The 15450-nt window shown below is 69.8% G+C and carries 16 protein-coding genes and 1 pseudogene; 12 read left to right on the forward strand and 5 right to left on the reverse strand.

Annotation, left to right across the window (positions count from 1 at the left end; genetic code table 11):
• Positions 1-49: 49 nt before the first annotated feature.
• The 5 genes from AC5YDV_RS00225 to miaB all read left to right on the forward strand — a co-directional run bounded on the left by AC5YDV_RS00225 (position 50) and on the right by miaB (position 4026).
• Positions 50-337, forward strand: a complete 288-nt coding sequence (locus AC5YDV_RS00225) for a helix-turn-helix domain-containing protein (RefSeq protein WP_496181590.1) — start codon at positions 50-52, stop codon at positions 335-337.
• 2 nt (positions 338-339) lie between these two features.
• Complete coding sequence (locus AC5YDV_RS00230; protein ID WP_496181591.1) at positions 340-534, forward strand: DUF3046 domain-containing protein; 195 nt, start codon at positions 340-342, stop codon at positions 532-534.
• 200 nt (positions 535-734) lie between these two features.
• Entirely contained in the window at positions 735-1841 is a 1107-nt protein-coding gene (recA, locus tag AC5YDV_RS00235; RefSeq protein ID WP_496181592.1) for a recombinase RecA, read from the forward strand.
• Positions 1842-1909: 68 nt separating this feature from the next.
• Positions 1910-2419 (forward strand): regulatory protein RecX, encoded by a 510-nt coding sequence (locus AC5YDV_RS00240; protein ID WP_496181593.1) that lies wholly within the window; start codon positions 1910-1912, stop codon positions 2417-2419.
• A 113-nt stretch (positions 2420-2532) separates the two neighbouring features.
• The gene (gene miaB / locus AC5YDV_RS00245) at positions 2533-4026 is read left to right on the forward strand and encodes a tRNA (N6-isopentenyl adenosine(37)-C2)-methylthiotransferase MiaB (RefSeq protein WP_496181594.1); all 1494 of its coding nucleotides are present in this window, start codon (positions 2533-2535) and stop codon (positions 4024-4026) included.
• Positions 4027-4137: 111 nt separating this feature from the next.
• Here the strand turns inward: miaB and AC5YDV_RS00250 are convergent, their stop codons facing one another.
• A complete protein-coding gene (locus AC5YDV_RS00250; RefSeq protein ID WP_496181595.1) occupies positions 4138-4350 on the reverse strand; it encodes an antitoxin in 213 nt (70 codons plus the stop codon).
• 104 nt (positions 4351-4454) lie between these two features.
• On the opposite strand from AC5YDV_RS00250, the gene miaA reads away from it, so the two are divergent.
• The 4 genes from miaA to hflX are packed head-to-tail and all read left to right on the forward strand — an operon-like array spanning position 4455 to position 8810.
• Entirely contained in the window at positions 4455-5429 is a 975-nt protein-coding gene (miaA, locus tag AC5YDV_RS00255; RefSeq protein ID WP_496181596.1) for a tRNA (adenosine(37)-N6)-dimethylallyltransferase MiaA, read from the forward strand.
• 4 nt (positions 5430-5433) lie between these two features.
• Positions 5434-6468: a YeiH family protein gene (locus AC5YDV_RS00260; RefSeq protein WP_496181597.1), complete on the forward strand. Its 1035-nt coding sequence runs from the start codon at positions 5434-5436 to the stop codon at positions 6466-6468.
• A 55-nt stretch (positions 6469-6523) separates the two neighbouring features.
• Positions 6524-7366: a diaminopimelate epimerase gene (gene dapF, locus AC5YDV_RS00265; protein ID WP_496181598.1), complete on the forward strand. Its 843-nt coding sequence runs from the start codon at positions 6524-6526 to the stop codon at positions 7364-7366.
• Positions 7359-8810: a GTPase HflX gene (gene hflX, locus AC5YDV_RS00270; RefSeq protein WP_496181599.1), complete on the forward strand. Its 1452-nt coding sequence runs from the start codon at positions 7359-7361 to the stop codon at positions 8808-8810. The genes dapF and hflX overlap by 8 nt, the downstream gene beginning before the upstream one ends.
• Before the next feature lie 70 nt (positions 8811-8880).
• On the opposite strand, the gene AC5YDV_RS00275 is transcribed toward hflX, so the two are convergent.
• Both AC5YDV_RS00275 and AC5YDV_RS00280 read right to left on the reverse strand, forming a co-directional pair.
• Complete coding sequence (locus tag AC5YDV_RS00275; RefSeq protein WP_496181600.1) at positions 8881-10113, reverse strand: endonuclease/exonuclease/phosphatase family protein; 1233 nt, start codon at positions 10111-10113, stop codon at positions 8881-8883.
• An 83-nt stretch (positions 10114-10196) separates the two neighbouring features.
• Positions 10197-10763 (reverse strand): hypothetical protein, encoded by a 567-nt coding sequence (locus AC5YDV_RS00280; RefSeq protein ID WP_496181601.1) that lies wholly within the window; start codon positions 10761-10763, stop codon positions 10197-10199.
• A 129-nt stretch (positions 10764-10892) separates the two neighbouring features.
• Here AC5YDV_RS00280 and AC5YDV_RS00285 point away from each other — a divergent pair, with 129 nt between their 5' ends.
• Positions 10893-12884: an ATP-dependent DNA helicase gene (locus AC5YDV_RS00285; protein WP_496181602.1), complete on the forward strand. Its 1992-nt coding sequence runs from the start codon at positions 10893-10895 to the stop codon at positions 12882-12884.
• A 3-nt stretch (positions 12885-12887) separates the two neighbouring features.
• Here the strand turns inward: AC5YDV_RS00285 and AC5YDV_RS00290 are convergent.
• Positions 12888-13148: pseudogene (locus AC5YDV_RS00290) on the reverse strand (hypothetical protein); the annotation flags it as partial.
• A 110-nt stretch (positions 13149-13258) separates the two neighbouring features.
• Entirely contained in the window at positions 13259-14068 is an 810-nt protein-coding gene (gene lexA, locus AC5YDV_RS00295) for a transcriptional repressor LexA (protein ID WP_496181603.1), read from the reverse strand.
• 221 nt (positions 14069-14289) lie between these two features.
• Here lexA and AC5YDV_RS00300 point away from each other — a divergent pair, with 221 nt between their 5' ends.
• Positions 14290-14658 (forward strand): hypothetical protein, encoded by a 369-nt coding sequence (locus AC5YDV_RS00300; protein ID WP_496181604.1) that lies wholly within the window; start codon positions 14290-14292, stop codon positions 14656-14658.
• Positions 14659-14912: 254 nt separating this feature from the next.
• Positions 14913-15410: a transcriptional regulator NrdR gene (gene nrdR / locus AC5YDV_RS00305; protein WP_496181747.1), complete on the forward strand. Its 498-nt coding sequence runs from the start codon at positions 14913-14915 to the stop codon at positions 15408-15410.
• The last annotated feature ends 40 nt before the right edge of the window (positions 15411-15450 follow it).

The following is a 15450-nucleotide window of genomic DNA, read 5'->3' on the forward strand; positions in this document are numbered from 1 at the left end:
CTCCCGCATTCGGATGTTGGGGGAAGTGTCCTTGGAGGGGGTGCTGGGCATGGCCGTCGTGTTGATGCGCGAGATGGTGGGGGAGACCCTTCGTGAGCTTCGCGTGGACTCCGGAAAGACGCTGCGCGAGGTGTCCGGCGCCGCCCGCGTGAGCCTCGGTTACCTCTCGGAGGTCGAGCGTGGCCACAAGGAGGCCTCCTCCGAGTTGCTGAACGCCATCTGCGGCGCACTCGGGGTCGACCTGTCGGAGGTGCTCCGCCTGACCAGTTCCCGCGTTGCGGCGCACGAGAACGTCACCCACCTGCCGGTCCGGATGGCCCGGGCCGCCGTCGCCTGACCGTGCGCGAGCAGGAACTCTGGCGGCGGCTCACCACGCACATCGGTCCCTCCCTGGTCTCGATGTGGAGCCAGGACGTGGTGCTCACCGAGTTGGGCCACCGGAGCGTGCGCGAGGCGTTGGACGCGGGCGTCCCGGCCCAGCAGGTCTGGCGAGCTGTGTGGTCCTTCCTCGAACTCCCCGCGTCCGAACGTTGACCCGGCGTGTTGCGTGCACTTCGAACACTTGTTCGGTAATGTGCCTCGTACCGTGAAGGTTGTGGGTCGGTCGTCCACAGGTCGCGAGCGCGCGACACATTGTCGGACGCGACGCCTAACGTGATCGGTGTCGGGGGACAGCGGGTGCCCCCACCACGCAGAACCACACGGCACACGGCGTTCTAGAAGGAGTCACCACCATGGCGGTTGCAGATCGCGAGAAGGCGCTCGAGGCGGCGCTCGCCCAAATCGAGAAGGCCCACGGCAAGGGGTCGGTCATGCGGCTGGGTGAGGAGACCCGCCAGCCCATCGAGGTGATCCCCACCGGGTCCATCGCGCTCGACGTCGCCCTCGGCATCGGCGGGCTTCCGCGCGGCCGCGTCGTCGAGATCTATGGTCCGGAGTCCTCGGGCAAGACGACGGTCGCGCTCCACGCGATCGCCAACGCGCAGGCCGCAGGCGGCATCTGCGCCTTCATCGATGCCGAGCACGCGCTGGATCCGGACTACGCCGCCAAGCTGGGCGTCAACACGGACGCGCTGCTCGTCTCCCAGCCCGACCACGGTGAGCAGGCGCTCGAGATCGCCGACATGCTGGTCCGTTCCGGTGCACTGTCCCTGATCGTCATCGACTCGGTCGCCGCCCTCACCCCGCGGGCCGAGATCGAGGGCGAGATGGGCGACAGCCACGTCGGCCTCCAGGCCCGACTCATGAGCCAGGCGCTCCGCAAGATGACGGGAGCCCTCTCCGGCACCGGCACGACCGCCATCTTCATCAACCAGCTGCGCGAGAAGATCGGCGTCATGTTCGGTTCGCCGGAGACCACCACGGGTGGTCGTGCGTTGAAGTTCTACTCGTCCGTCCGGCTCGACGTCCGCCGCATCGAGACGCTGAAGGATGGCACGGAGGCCGTCGGCAACCGCACCCGCGTCAAGGTCGTCAAGAACAAGGTGGCCCCGCCCTTCAAGCAGGCCGAGTTCGACATCGTCTACGGTCAGGGCATCAGCCGCGAGGGCAGCCTGATCGACCTGGGTGTCGAGCACGGCATCATCCGCAAGGCAGGGGCCTGGTTCACCTACGAGGGCGACCAATTGGGGCAGGGCAAGGAGAACGCGCGCAACTACCTCAAGAACAACCCGGACGCGGCCAACGAGATCGAGTCGCGCATCAAGACCAAGCTCGGCATCGGCGTCCGGCCTGGGGAGGCCCAGCCGGAGGAGGTCCAGCCGGAGGTCAGGAAGGGCAGGGCCAAGGCCGCCGGCGTTCCGGAGGAGATCGATCCCATCACCGGTGAGGTCAAGTTCTGAGCGGGTTCGGAGATCCGGGGTCGCGGCGCAAGCCGCGGCCCCGTCCCGGCCGTGAGGAGCCGGACGGGTTGGCCGAGGACCTCTCGCCCGCCGACCACGAGGCGGTGGCCCGCGAGATCGCGCTGCGATTGCTCGAATCGCGCGCCCGGTCACGGGCCGAGCTCGCCCAGGCCATGGCGAAGAAGGCCGTGCCGGACGAGATCATCGAGTCGGTGCTGGACCGGTTGGAGGAAGTCGGACTCGTCGACGACGCCCAGTTCGCCGGTCTGTGGGTCGAGGGTCAGCAGCGACGCATGAAGTCGTCACGGGCGCTCCGGGCGGAGCTGCGGCTCAAGGGCGTGGACGCCGCGGTCATCGATGAGGCGCTCGCCGAGACTGCGGACGACGCCGACTACGAGGCGGCACTGGCCCTGGCTCAGAAGAAGGTGCGCAGCATGGGCAGCCTCGAGCCGCAGGTGCGGTACCGCAGGCTGGCAGGCGCTCTGGCGCGCAGGGGGTTCTCGCCGGGCCTGTGCCACCGCGTGGTGTCCGAGGTCATGGACGGCATGCCCGACGCGGCGTGGCAAGGTGACAGCTGACCCCTTGGTCATGTGTTCAAGGGTGTCCGAGTGATGCACAGCTGCATCACTCATACTGCTCTGGAGCCCACCATCCCGGGGGGTCGCTGGCCGTGACGTAGACTCGTCCAGCCATGACTACGCACGCAGCGCCACGCACCTACGAGGTCATCACCTACGGGTGCCAGATGAACGTCCACGATTCCGAGCGCATCTCCGGGCTGCTCGAGGAGGCGGGCCACGTCCGCGCACCTGAGGGGGAGCGCGGCGACATCATCGTGTTCAACACGTGCGCCGTTCGTGAGAACGCGGACAACCGTCTGTACGGCAACTTGGGCCACCTCGCACCTGAGAAGTCGAAGAACCCGAACATGCAGATCGCTGTCGGCGGCTGCATGGCGCAGAAGGATCGCGACACCGTCGTCAAGAAGGCCCCGTGGGTCGACGTCGTGTTCGGCACCCACAACATCGGGTCGTTGCCGGTCCTGTTGGAACGCGCCCGCGTGGAGCGGGCCAGCCAGGTGGAGATCGAGGAGGCGCTCACGCGCTTCCCGTCCACCCTGCCCACCCGACGCGAGTCGCCGTACTCGGCCTGGGTGTCGATCAGCGTCGGCTGCAACAACACCTGCACGTTCTGCATCGTGCCGTCCCTGCGCGGCAAGGAGCAGGACCGCCGCCCCGGCGACATCCTCGCCGAGATCCGCGCCTTGGTCGACCAAGGGGTCCAGGAGATCACCCTGCTCGGCCAGAACGTCAACAGCTACGGGGTCGAGTTCGGCGACCGGCTGGCCTTCGGCAAGCTGCTGCGCGCCTGCGGCGAGGTCGACGGACTGGAGCGGGTGCGCTTCACCAGCCCGCACCCGGCCGCGTTCACCGACGACGTGATCGCCGCGATGGCCGAGACCCCCAACGTCATGCCGAGCCTCCACATGCCGCTCCAGTCGGGGTCGGACGCCATCCTCAAGGCCATGCGCCGCTCGTACCGCTCGGAGAAGTTCCTGGGGATCCTGGACCGCGTCCGTGCAGCGATGCCGGACGCCGCGATCACGACCGACATCATCGTCGGATTCCCCGGCGAGACCGAGGAGGACTTCCAGGCCACCCTCGACGTGGTGGCCGCCTCGCGATTCAGCGCCGCCTTCACGTTCCAGTACTCGATCCGCCCCGGTACGCCGGCGGCAACGATGGAGAACCAGGTGCCCAAGCAGGTCGTCCAGGAGCGCTACGAGCGCTTGGTCGACCTGGTCGGGGAGGTCGCGTGGGACGAGAACAAGAAGGTGGTGGGAAAGACCGTCGAGGTCATGTTCGCCACCGGCGAGGGCCGCAAGGACGAGGCGACCCATCGCGTCTCCGGCCGCGCCCGCGACAACAGGCTCGTTCACGTCATGATCCCCGAGGGCATGGAGCGCCCTCGGCCAGGCGACATCGCGGACGTCGAGATCACCTACGCCGCGCCGCACCACCTGAACGCCGACGGTGCGGTCTCCAACCTCCGCCGCACGCCCGGCGGCGATGCCTGGGCCCGCTGGAACGATGCGACTCCGGCGCCCGCCGGGGTCGGCCTCGGCATGCCGCTGCGCAGGCCCCAGCCGATGGCGCCGGCGTCCGATGGGTGCGGACAGGCCTGAGCTGCCGAAGAAACGACTCAGGGCCGCCCCCATGGGCGGCCCTGAGCGAGATACGTTGCGTCTCGGACGGACTGTCTCGAACGAATGTCCCGGAGCGGGACCATCAACGAGTCAGGCCTGCTCCCCTGGAGCGGGCGCGGCCTCGGCGGGCACCTGGTTCGGCGCTCCGATCTGGTCCTTCAGGAACTCCTGGGCCTGGTCGACCTGCGCGGCGGAACGCCCGCCGGTCCTGCTGTCGACGAAGTCGCCGACCTGGTCGATCCCGGCCTCCACCTGCGCCTCGTTGGCGTTGGCGGCGTTCTTGATGTCGTCGAAGATGCCCATGGGACCCCCTTTCTCTCGTCTGTGTGCCGTCTGGTACAACCGGCGTCCACCACGGTAGCCGCGCGCTGGACCCCACAACAGGCCGGACCGGCCAGAATGGACCGGTGCAGAAGATCCTCGCGCTGAACGGGCCGACGGCCAGCGGCAAGTCGACCCTCGCCGTCGACGTCGCCCTGGCGCTGGCGGGGCGCGGGCAGCCGGCCGAGGTCGTGAACGCCGACTCCATGCTCGTCTACCGGGGGATGGACATCGGCACGGCGAAGCCGACCGCGGAGGAGCGCCGCGGCGTCCAGCACCACCTCATCGACATCTTGGACGTCACCGAGACCGCCACGGTCGCGCAGTTCCAGCAGCTCGCGCGGGCCGCCATCGCCGACTGCCGCGCCCGCGGCGTCCTCGCGATCGTGGTGGGCGGATCGGCGCTGTACATGCGCGCGATCCTCGACCACTTCGAGTTCCCCGGCACGGACGCCGCGGTGCGGGCACGCTGGGAGGCGGAACTCGAACGCGTGGGTCCCGAGGCCCTGCACGCCCTGCTCGCCGAGCGGGCGCCGGACACCGCCGCCGAGATCCAGCCCAACAACGGACGTCGGACCGTCCGGGCGTTGGAGGTGCTCGAGCTGACCGGTGGGCACGCCCCCAACCTGCCCGAGTGGACCTACGCCCTCGAGGGGGTCACCAGCGTCGGGCTCGACCTCGACCGCGCCACCATGGATGCCCGCATCGTCGAGCGCGTGGACGCCATGTGGGCGGCCGGGTTGGTCGACGAGGTGCGCGCCCTTGAGGAGCGGGGCCTGCGCGAGGGCGTCACGGCGGTCAAGGCGATCGGATACCGGCAGGTCCTGCAGTTCCTCGACGGCGCATTGTCCGAGGACGAGGCCCGCCGCGCCGTCGTGCAGGCGACCAAGCGGTTCGCACGCCGACAGCTGTCGTGGTTCCGGAGGGACCATCGCATCGCCTGGCGGGATGCGCTGGAGCCCGGGTTGGCGAGGTCTCTAGCAGACGAGCTGACGGGGCTCACGCCCGCGCCCACTCGTCAGTACAGCGTCAGGCACACGCCGGGGGCGGTGGAAGCATAGGGCGGTGAAATCGTCTGCCTGGGGATACGTCCTTCCTGTCATCGTCGGTTCTGTCGCGTGGGTCCTCGGCCAGCAGGTGCCCGTGATCGGCGCCCCAGTTCTTGGCATCGTGTTCGGCCTGCTCATCGGCCAGTTCCTCGGCCAGCGCGCGGAGTGGAAGAAGGGCGTCCAGTTCAACGCCAAGCGTGTGCTGCAGGCGTCCATCGTGCTGCTCGGCGCCGGCATGTCACTCACCCAGGTCATGTCCATCGGTGGGGCGGGGCTCCCCGTCATGCTCGGGACGGTCATCGTGGCCGTGGCCGCCGGGATCCCGCTCACGCGAGCGCTCAAGGTCGATCGCGAGACCGGGATCCTGGTCACGTACGGCACCACGATCTGTGGGGCGTCCGCCATCGCGACGATGAGCCAGGTGATCAAGGCGCGCGCCACCGCGATCGCGATGTCGATCGCCGTCATCGTGATGTACAACGTGCTCGCGGCGCTGGTCTTCCCCTCGCTCGGGATGACCTTCGGGTTCACCCCGACCACCTTCGGTCTGTGGGCGGGCACCGCCGTGAACGACACCTCGTCCGTGGTGGCAGCCGCCACGTCCTTCGACGCGCAGCTCATCGCAGCGGGGGTCGTCGTCGGTGGCATGTCGGCCTCGGCGTATGCGGTCGTGGTGAAGTTGGTGCGCACCCTCATGCTGGTGCCGCTGGCGCTCTTCCAGCAGTGGTTCGGCAACCTCCGGGCGCCGGAGTCCGAGCGCTCCCGGACCGTCTGGTGGAAGATGGTGCCGGGCTTCCTGGTCCTGTTCCTCGTGGCCGCGGCGCTGCGGACGATCGGCGCGATCCCAGAGGCGATCGTCCCGTGGCTGACCCTCGCCGCGCACTTCGGCACCACCGTCGCCATGACGGGTGTCGGCATGTCGAGCTCCCTCCGCGCCATCAAGCAGGCGGGCTGGCGTCCGCTCGCGCTCGGCGGCATCCTGTGGGCGCTCGTGGCGACCACCAGCCTGGCGCTCCAGGCGGCGACGGGTCAGTTGACGTTCCTTCCCTGAGGCCCGACCGCCAGCCGAGCCTGCGCCGGTTGCCCCCCGTGGGACAATGGCCGACGTGCTGCAATTCGCGAAGGGACACGGAACCCGCAACGACTTCGTCCTCGTGACGGACGCCGACGACGCGCGCCCACTCAGCGACGCCGAGGTACGCTTCCTCGCCGACCGACGCTCCGGCATCGGTGGCGACGGGATCCTGCGCGCGGTCAGGGCCCGGCACATCCCGGAGTGGGACGGCGACCCGGACCTCTGGTTCATGGACTACCGCAACGCGGACGGCTCCATCGCCGAGATGTGCGGCAACGGCCTGCGGGTGTTCGCGCGGTACCTCGTCGAGGAGGGGCTGGTGCCGGAGGGCACCACCGAGATCCCCGTGGGCACGCGAGCCGGTCTGCGGGCGGCGGCCCTGCTCGACGATGGCCGGGTCCGGGTCTGGATGGGACGTCCGCGGATCGCGGAGGCTGGGACGACGGTCCAGGTCGGTGACGCCAGTTGGGGCGCCACGAACGTGGACGTGGGCAATCCGCACGCCGTGGTCCTCCTGGGCGACGGGGACGAGCTGACCGAGCTCGACCTCACCCGGGCACCCAGCTGGTTCCCGCTGGACTCCTTCCCCGGCGGCGTCAACGTCGAGTTCGTGGACCAACTCGAGCCCGGTCACGTCCGCATGCGCGTGTTCGAACGCGGTGTGGGGGAGACGGAGTCGTGCGGCACGGGGACCGTGGCGGTGGCGTCCGCCGTCGCGCGTGCGCACGGCGAGACCGACGGTCGTTGGATCGTCGACGTACCCGGCGGCCAGGTCGAGGTCGACCTGCGCGGGGGTGAGGCCTGGCTGACCGGTCCGGCCGAGATCGTGGCCCGAGGCAGCGTCACGTTGCCGGGCAAGGAGACACATGGCTGACACCTACGATGCCACGGTTGACCCCGAAGAGGGCGACCTCGAGTTCGGCGATCCCGACTACGGCGATCCCCACTACGACGGCGACCAGCTCGATCTGGCCGAACGCCTGAGCCTGCGCCGCGTCGCGGGCATGTCCACCCAGCTGACCGACATCAGCGAGGTCGAGTACCGCGAACTGCAACTGGAGCGCGTGGTGCTCGTCGGCGTGTGGACGTCCGGCACGCAGGCCGACCACGACAACGCGATGGCCGAGCTGAAGCTGCTCGCCGAGACTGCGGGATCGGAGGTGCTCGAGGGTCTGGTCCAGCGGCGCACGCACCCGGACCCGGCCACCTACATCGGCCGCGGCAAGGTGGACGAGGTGCGCGAGGTGGTCATCGCGACCGGGGCCGACACGGTCATCGCCGACGGTGAACTGGAACCCGCCCAGCTGCGCAACCTCGAGGACCGGATCGGTGTCAAGGTCATCGACCGGACGGCCCTGATCCTCGACATCTTCGCCCAGCACGCCAAGTCGATCGAGGGCAAGGCCCAGGTCGAGCTGGCGCAGTTGCAGTACCTCCGCCAGCGCCTGCGTGGTTGGGGTGGCAACCTGTCCCGCCAGGCCGGTGGCCGGGCGGCGGGCGGCGCCGGCATCGGCGGGCGTGGTCCCGGTGAGACCAAGATCGAGACCGACCGTCGCCGCATCCGCACGCGCATCGCGCAGTTGCGCAAGCGCCTCCGCGAGTTGGACGCCGTGCGTGACACCAAGCGGTCGGAGCGTAGGCGGAACCAGGTCCCCTCGGTGGCCATCGTCGGCTACACGAACGCCGGCAAGAGCTCGCTGCTCAACCGCCTCACCGGTGCCGGCGTGCTGGTTGAGAACGCCCTGTTCGCCACCCTCGACCCGACCACGCGCCGAACCCAGACCTCCGACGGCCGCGTCTTCACGTTGACCGACACGGTCGGCTTCGTCCGCCACCTGCCCCACGACCTGGTCGAGGCGTTCCGTTCGACGCTGGAGGAGTCCGCGGACGCCGACCTCCTGCTGCACGTCGTGGACGCCTCCGACCCGGACCCGGCCGGACAGATCACGGCGGTGCGGACCGTGCTGAACGACATCGGCGCCCAAGGCGTCGCCGAGCAGATCGTGTTCAACAAGGTCGACCTCGTGGACGAGTCCGTCCTGATCCCGCTGCGGACGCTGGCACCGGACGCCGTGTTCGTCTCGGCACGCACGGGAGCCGGACTCGCCGAGTTGCGGGACCGGATCGAGGATCGACTGCCACGCCCAGCCGTCGAGGTGGACGTCCTGATCCCGTACGCCCGGCACGACCTGGTCGACCGCATCCACCGGACGGGCGAGATCCTCAGCAGCGAACACACTGCCGAGGGCACGCGCGTCACCGCGCGCGTCAATCCGAACCTCGCGGGCGAACTGGCCGACTTCGGGGCGTCGACCTGAGCGGAGCCCGGGCCGAGGGCGACCGCGCCCTTCTCCTCGGCGAGCCGGAGCCCGCCGAGGAGTGACGGACTCAGGCGCGGTGCGGCAGCTTCGCGTCGATCCAGACCAGGCGGTGGTCGCTGGACGGGAACGGATAGGTGCCCGTCAACGACGAGAGCGGATCGCTGCTGACCGGCCAGAACACGCCGGCGTCCGTGACCGGGAGGTTCTTGCTCGGCAGCACGTAGTCGGCGCGCAGGTTGCCGGGGGCCCCGTCGGCGAAGTCAGCGGTGTCGAAGCGCGGGTCGCCGGTGTGGGTCTCGTTGCCCCCCTCCTGAAGCGCGGACGCCTCGGCGCCGCCGTCGCTGGCCGGGGTGATGCGGCTGTTGATGCGGTGGTGGTCGAGCAGCTGGTGGATGGCCCCGGCCGTCGAGTCGCCGTCGTTGGGGTCGGCGTTGTAGTCGCCGGCGATGACGAACCGCTCACCGGAGGCGAGGCCCCCACGGACGCCCTCGTCGTCGTAGATGTAGGCCGCCCGCCGGCCGCCGGCCACGTAGTCGGCCCAGAAGCGGATCTCGTCGTGGTTCTTGGTGCCGTTGCGGTCCTCGGCGCCGTCGAAGGTCGGCGGGGTCGGGTGCGCGGCGAGCAGGTGCACGGTCTTGGGGCCGACCTGGACGGGCACGTCCCAGTGCGACTTCGACGACAGGCGGAGCACCGCGAGCTCCTCGGCGGAGTACCAGTCGGCCGGTTCCGGCGTGGCGGGGTTGTCGGGCAACATCGCGCCGGGCATGTCCGCCCACACGAAGTTCTGGAAGGTGCGGACGTCATCGGCTGCGATCGGGTACCTGCTGTACACGACCATGCCGTACTGGCCAGGGAAGAAGCCGAAGCCGTGAGCGTCGTTGGGGCCGCCGACGGCGCCGTTGTTGTCCAGGTCGAGGTCGGTGGGGACGCCGGTGTTCGACGGCGCGATGAAGGAGTACGGGTAGTGGATCGGCGCCTGGCCGTTCTGGCCGACCTCGAGGTAGTTGGTGGAGAACAACTCGTCGTTGCCCGGCGCGTAGTCGAACTCGTTGATCAGGAGCACATCCGGGCGCGTCCGCTGGATGATCTCCGCGATCACGCGGGCCTGCACGTTGTTCGGGTCGGACAGGTCGTCGGCCAGATCGCCGGCGTTGGACCGGTTCAGGGACGCGTTGAACGTCGCGAAGCGGACGTCCTGGTCGACGGCGGGGGCGGCGAGGGCCGGTGCGGCGCCGATGCTGATGGCGAGAGCGCTCGCGATCGAGGCGGTGAGCGCGCGAAGCGTGGTGCGGGAAGTCATGTCGCGCAACCTAGCCACCTCGTGGTGACCCCGGGCGAACAGCACCTGACACGTGGGCGAATTCTGGACCAACGGGACGCCACTCAGTACGAGCCCCACATCCCGTAGGGACGGTGGAGCGCAGCAGGGTAGAGCCTGTCGATGGCCTGCTCGGCATCTGTCCAGTCGACTCCCTTGGCGACGAGGCGGGCGATGAGCGCGCTCCCGACGCGGTGCGTGAGGTGCCGACCTATGACCTCGGCGTGCACCTGTGCCGCGAACTCGGTGTCGGCCCAGGCGTCACCGAACACCGCCACGGCCACGTGCACGACCTGCTCGTCCAGCAGCCCCGCCAACCCCTTGTACTCGGGGCGGACGATCGGAACCGGCGGCGGCTGGAGGAGCATGACCTGCCTCCAGTCGTGGTCCGGATCCTCGAGCACTTCGCGTAGGCGCGGCAGGAGACGATCCAGCGGACACTTCCGCTCCTGCACGGGCAGGAGGAGCCGCAGGCGGGCGTTCATGCCCTGACTGCCTCGTCCGAACTGGGCGGCGAGCTCCTCGAGTGCGGCGCCGGCCCTGACGGCGGCGACGAGCTCGGCGAGCGATTCATCGGTCCACGGGACAGGCTTGGTCGCGCGGGGCGGGGTGGGCGTTGGGTGCAGGGACATGGGCTCCTCCTTCTCGGCGTCAGGACGATGGGCGGAGGGGACGTCCTTCCGTCATCGGAGGTGTTGTCCGCGTGTTGTCCGTCGGGCCGGTGGAACGAGCGGGTGCGGTGGTGAAGTAGCCTCGGACGGGTGCCCAGCCGAACCGACCAGATCCTCGACGCCGCTGTCGAGGCGATCGGCGGCGCCCCACGCGAGGGTCAGGTGGCCATGGCCCGCGCCATCGACCACGCGTTCGTCGAGAAGGAGCACCTGCTCGTCCAGGCTGGGACGGGCACCGGCAAGTCGCTGGGTTACCTGGCGCCGTCGCTGGCCCACCTGGCGGAGAACCCGAGGGGTCGCGTCGTCATCGCGACGGCCACCTTGGCACTGCAAGCCCAGCTGGCGAGCAGCGACATCCCGGCCGCCGTCAAGGCGGCGAGCAAGGTGACCGGCGGCGAGATCACCCACGCGGTCCTGAAGGGTCGAACCAACTACGCCTGCCTCCACCGGGCGCTCGACGGCACCGGGCGGGAGCAGGAATCCCTGCTCGGCGGGGAGGATCTTGTTGACGGCCTCCGTGCCGGCCGGGCGGACGCCGCGTCCGTGCTGGGCGCGGAGGTGCTGGCGTTGCGCGAGTGGGTCGAGGAGGAACTCGAGGCCGACGGCACCGGAGACCGCGACGACGCGCCCACACACACGGCCGCCGCGTGGGCTCAGGTCTCCATTCCCGTGCGCGAGTGCCTGGGGACCACGTGCGCCTTCTTCAACCAGTGCTTCGTCGAGCGTTCCCGCGAGACAGCGCGGAGCTCGCAGCTGGTCGTCACGAACCACGCCCTGCTCGCGATCGACGCCATGCACGGCAACACCGTCCTCCCCGAGCACGACCTCCTCGTCATCGACGAGGCACACGAACTGACGGCACGCGTGACCGGCGCCGCCTCGCACGAACTCAGTCCCCAGCAGCTGGAGCGGGTGTCCCGCCGCTGCACGACGCACTTGGAGGACGACGACCTCGCCGTGGAGTTCGCGGACCTGGGGGACGCGTTGGGGAAGGTGCTGGCCGACGCCCGCCTGGAACGGATCGAAGACCCGGATTCACCCGTCCTCACCGTCGTCGCCCACATCCGCGACGTGGCGCGGCGGGTGGTGAGCGCCCTCAAGTCGGAGGACCCCGACGCGAAGCAGGCCGCGGCCGCCGCCAAGGAGGTCTTCGACATCGCGGAGGCGATGGGAGCGCTGAAGGACACGGACGTCCTCTGGGTGAGCGAGCGCGAGCGCTTCGGTCGCTGGCTCGTGGTCGCACCGCTGGACGTCGCGGGCCTCTTGCGCGAGAAGGTGCTGTCGAACACGACCACCGTCCTCACCTCGGCCACGTTGAAGCTGGGTGGTGACTTCGAGGCGGCCGCGGCGTCCGTCGGGCTGCGGCGCAACGAGCGCGTGCTCGACACCGAACCGGAGGAGCGCACCGGGTTGGAGTGGCGGGCTCTCGACGTGGGTTCGCCCTTCGACTACGCCCGACAGGGGATCCTCTACGTCGCTCAGCACCTGCCCAACCCGCGCCGCGAGGGCATCACCCCCGAGGCACTGTCGGAGGTCGCCGAACTCGTGTGGGCGGCGGGTGGCCGCACGCTGGGACTGTTCGCCTCACAGCGGAACGCCGAGGCCGCCGCCCGGCACTGCCGCGCGGAACTGCCGAAGATGACCATCCTGTGCCAAGGGGACGCGCAGCTGTCGGAACTCACGCGCCGCTTCATCGCCGAACCCCACACGTGCCTGTTCGGGACGCTCAGCCTCTGGCAGGGCGTGGATGTCCCGGGGGAGACCTGCCAACTCGTCATCATCGACAAGATCCCGTTCCCCCGGCCGGACGAGCCGCTCATGCAGGCCCGCCAGAAGGCGGTGGCGGACGCCGGCGGCAACGGCTTCATGGCCGTGGCCGCCAGCCACGCCGCCCTGCTGCTGGCGCAGGGGTCCGGACGCCTCATCCGGCGGACGTCCGACCGTGGCCTGGTCGCTGTCCTCGACCCGCGGCTGCGGACGGCTCGCTACGGCGGCTACCTGCGGGCGTCCATGCCGGGGTTCTGGTCGACGACCGACCGCGAGGTCGCCGTCAACGCGTTGCGGCGCCTCGCCGGCGCGTGAGGCTCACTCACCCCACGCGAGGGCGGCCGCCGGTGGAACACGGGACGCCCGGATCGATGGCAGGACGGACGCCAGCCAGCCGGCCAGCAGCGCCACCGCCGTGATGAGCGCCAGGCGCAGCCACGGGATCGTCGGCACCACATCGGCCTCTGCCGCGAGCAGCGCCGCCACGCCGGCGAAGCCGTACAGCGACCCGAGCAGCAATCCCAGCACCACCGCAACAGCGGCGAGCAGGACCGCTTCCCACCCGAGCGCGAACCCGCACGTTCGCGGCGTGCTCGCCGAAGGTCATCATGAGGGTGACCCCGTCGATGAGCTGGAGATCCTTGCCCGCGAGGAGGACGCCGTTGCCGAGCCCGTCCACGGTCGGGGAGTCAGACGCGGCGCAGGACCGCGGTCACCTTGCCGAGGATGGTTGCCTCGTTGCCGTCGATGGGCTCGTACGCCTGGTTGTGGGGGAGCAGCCACACCTGGCCCGGGGTCCGCTTGAACGTCTTGACGGTCGCCTCGCCGTCGATCATCGCCGCGACGATGTCGCCGTTGTTCGCGTCGGGCTGCTGGCGGACGACCACGTAGTCGCCGTCGCAGATCGCGGCGTCGATCATCGAGTCGCCCTTGACCTCGAGCAGGAACAGCGTGCCCTCGCCGACCAGGTCGCGCGGCAGCGGCAGCACCTCCTCGACGTGCTCCTCGGCCAGGATCGGACCGCCGGCCGCGATGCGCCCGACCATGGGCACGTCGACCGATCGGGAGACGTGCACGTCCTCACCGAAGCCGGACGCCGGGGGCGCGGCCCCGGCCGGGGCGGGGGAACCGGGAGTGGCGGGCCTCATCGAGTCGGGGAGGTGCACCGCCAGGGCGCGGGGACGCTTGGGATCACGCGTGAGGAAGCCCTTGCCCTCGAGGACCTTCAGCTGGTGGGTGACGCTGGACGGGGAGGCGAGGCCGACGGCATCGCCCATCTCGCGGATCGTGGGCGGGTAGCCGCGGGACTCGATGGCCTCACGGATCGTCTCGAGGATGAGTCGCTGTCGGATCGTCAGGCCGTGAGAATCCTCCGGCCCGTCGGGGAGTTGGCGGACCTTGCCGATGCGCGCGATCTCGTCATCGGTCGGGCGCCCGCGCCGGGTCTGCCTGGGGATGGGCCGCTTGCCGCCGCCCCGCTTGTCATCCGTCGTCGCCATGGGCTCACGGTAGGACAATCCGACGCATCATTCAAACACATGTTCGGGTGTGTCCGGCGCGGTGTTGTCGCGGTGCGGGGGAGGCGTGCGCAGAAATTGTCGGACCCGGCTGGGACGGTTCTGGTGTCGTACGAAACGCTGAACACCTGTGCGAATGGTGCTTGCAATCGCAGGAGTGTTCGATAATACTGGTCGAACAGATGTTCGAAGAAGGAGCAGCCATGACCGCCGAGTTGCTGGACTACACGACCGGGGCCGACGTGGTCTCGCGCCGCATCCGAGCCGCGCGCTCCGCTTCGTCCGTGCAGGCCACCGGACGCCCTGCGAGCGCCCGTGCGGAGGAGCGGTGGGGTGCCCAGGCCCGCGCCTGTGAGGTCTCGCGTCCGGCAGTCGCGCTCGCCGCGCCGAGTGCCACGCGCCGGCTGGAGTGGACCCCGCGCGGTGTCGCCGTCCTGGTGCTGCTGGTGGCTCTGGTCGTCGGCATCATGGTCGCCACGCTGGTCGGGGCGTTCCTGGCGGTGAGCAACGAGCCGATGCATGCCGGTGCGTCCTCGGTGGTGGCGCTGGCCGCGCCCCAGCCGGCGAGTTGACGACTGGCGAGGGCCCCGGGGTCGCCGAGCGCGACCACCGGGGCCCTTTGGTCGCTTTGTGTCAATGGGTCGCCGTCCTGGGAAGACACCCCGGGACAGGGTTGCTTTGTGCTCAGGAGGCGCCTAACCTCTACATGTAGTAGTTACATCGTTGTTTTTCGTCCACAGCTTGTGGTCGTTCACCCACACGATGTACACGGTTCGTCCACATGTTCCTCCACAGCGGGGGGCGTTGCCGAGGGGAGGTGGGGTCGATGTACTGCCCGTATTGTCGGTTCACCGATTCTCGCGTCCTTGACTCGCGTGTCGCGGAGGATGGTAGTTCCATTCGCCGTCGCCGCGAGTGCCGGTCCTGTTCCAAGCGGTTCACCACCCTGGAGCAGATGCAACTCGTGGTCGTGAAGCGGTCCGGCGTCATCGAGCCGTTCTCGCGCGAGAAGGTCGTCACCGGCGTCCGGAAGGCCTGCAAGGGTCGTCCGGTCACGGAGGCCGACCTCGCCAAGCTCGGCCAGAAGGTCGAGGAGACCCTGCGAGCGAGCGGTTGCGCCGAGATCCCCGCCGACGACGTCGGTGTCGCCATCCTGGGCCCGCTCCGTGATTTGGACCCCGTCGCGTACCTCAGGTTCGCGTCCGTCTACCAGCACTACCAGTCGGTCGAGGACTTCGAGGCCGAGATCGCCCGGCTCCGAACCGCTGGAGCCGGCGACGAGTCGATCGCCGTTCCGGCTCAGACCGCCGAACAGCTGTTCTGAACCAGCCGCCGCGCGCGGTTCGCGCAGACAACCATCACCT

It is taken from the genome of Propioniciclava sp. LT432 (assembly GCF_059515965.1).

Excerpts from the sequence above, each read along its gene's own strand:
- AC5YDV_RS00225 (WP_496181590.1), top strand. The coding sequence starts at position 50 with ATGGCCGTCGTGTTGATGCGCGAGATGGTGGGGGAGACCCTTCGTGAG.
- recA (WP_496181592.1), top strand. The coding sequence starts at position 735 with ATGGCGGTTGCAGATCGCGAGAAGGCGCTCGAGGCGGCGCTCGCCCAA.
- miaB (WP_496181594.1), top strand. The coding sequence starts at position 2,533 with ATGACTACGCACGCAGCGCCACGCACCTACGAGGTCATCACCTACGGG.
- AC5YDV_RS00250 (WP_496181595.1), bottom strand. The coding sequence starts at position 4,350 with ATGGGCATCTTCGACGACATCAAGAACGCCGCCAACGCCAACGAGGCG.
- hflX (WP_496181599.1), top strand. The coding sequence starts at position 7,359 with ATGGCTGACACCTACGATGCCACGGTTGACCCCGAAGAGGGCGACCTC.
- AC5YDV_RS00275 (WP_496181600.1), bottom strand. The coding sequence starts at position 10,113 with ATGACTTCCCGCACCACGCTTCGCGCGCTCACCGCCTCGATCGCGAGC.
- AC5YDV_RS00280 (WP_496181601.1), bottom strand. The coding sequence starts at position 10,763 with ATGTCCCTGCACCCAACGCCCACCCCGCCCCGCGCGACCAAGCCTGTC.
- lexA (WP_496181603.1), bottom strand. The coding sequence starts at position 14,068 with ATGGCGACGACGGATGACAAGCGGGGCGGCGGCAAGCGGCCCATCCCC.
- AC5YDV_RS00300 (WP_496181604.1), top strand. The coding sequence starts at position 14,290 with ATGACCGCCGAGTTGCTGGACTACACGACCGGGGCCGACGTGGTCTCG.
- nrdR (WP_496181747.1), top strand. The coding sequence starts at position 14,913 with ATGTACTGCCCGTATTGTCGGTTCACCGATTCTCGCGTCCTTGACTCG.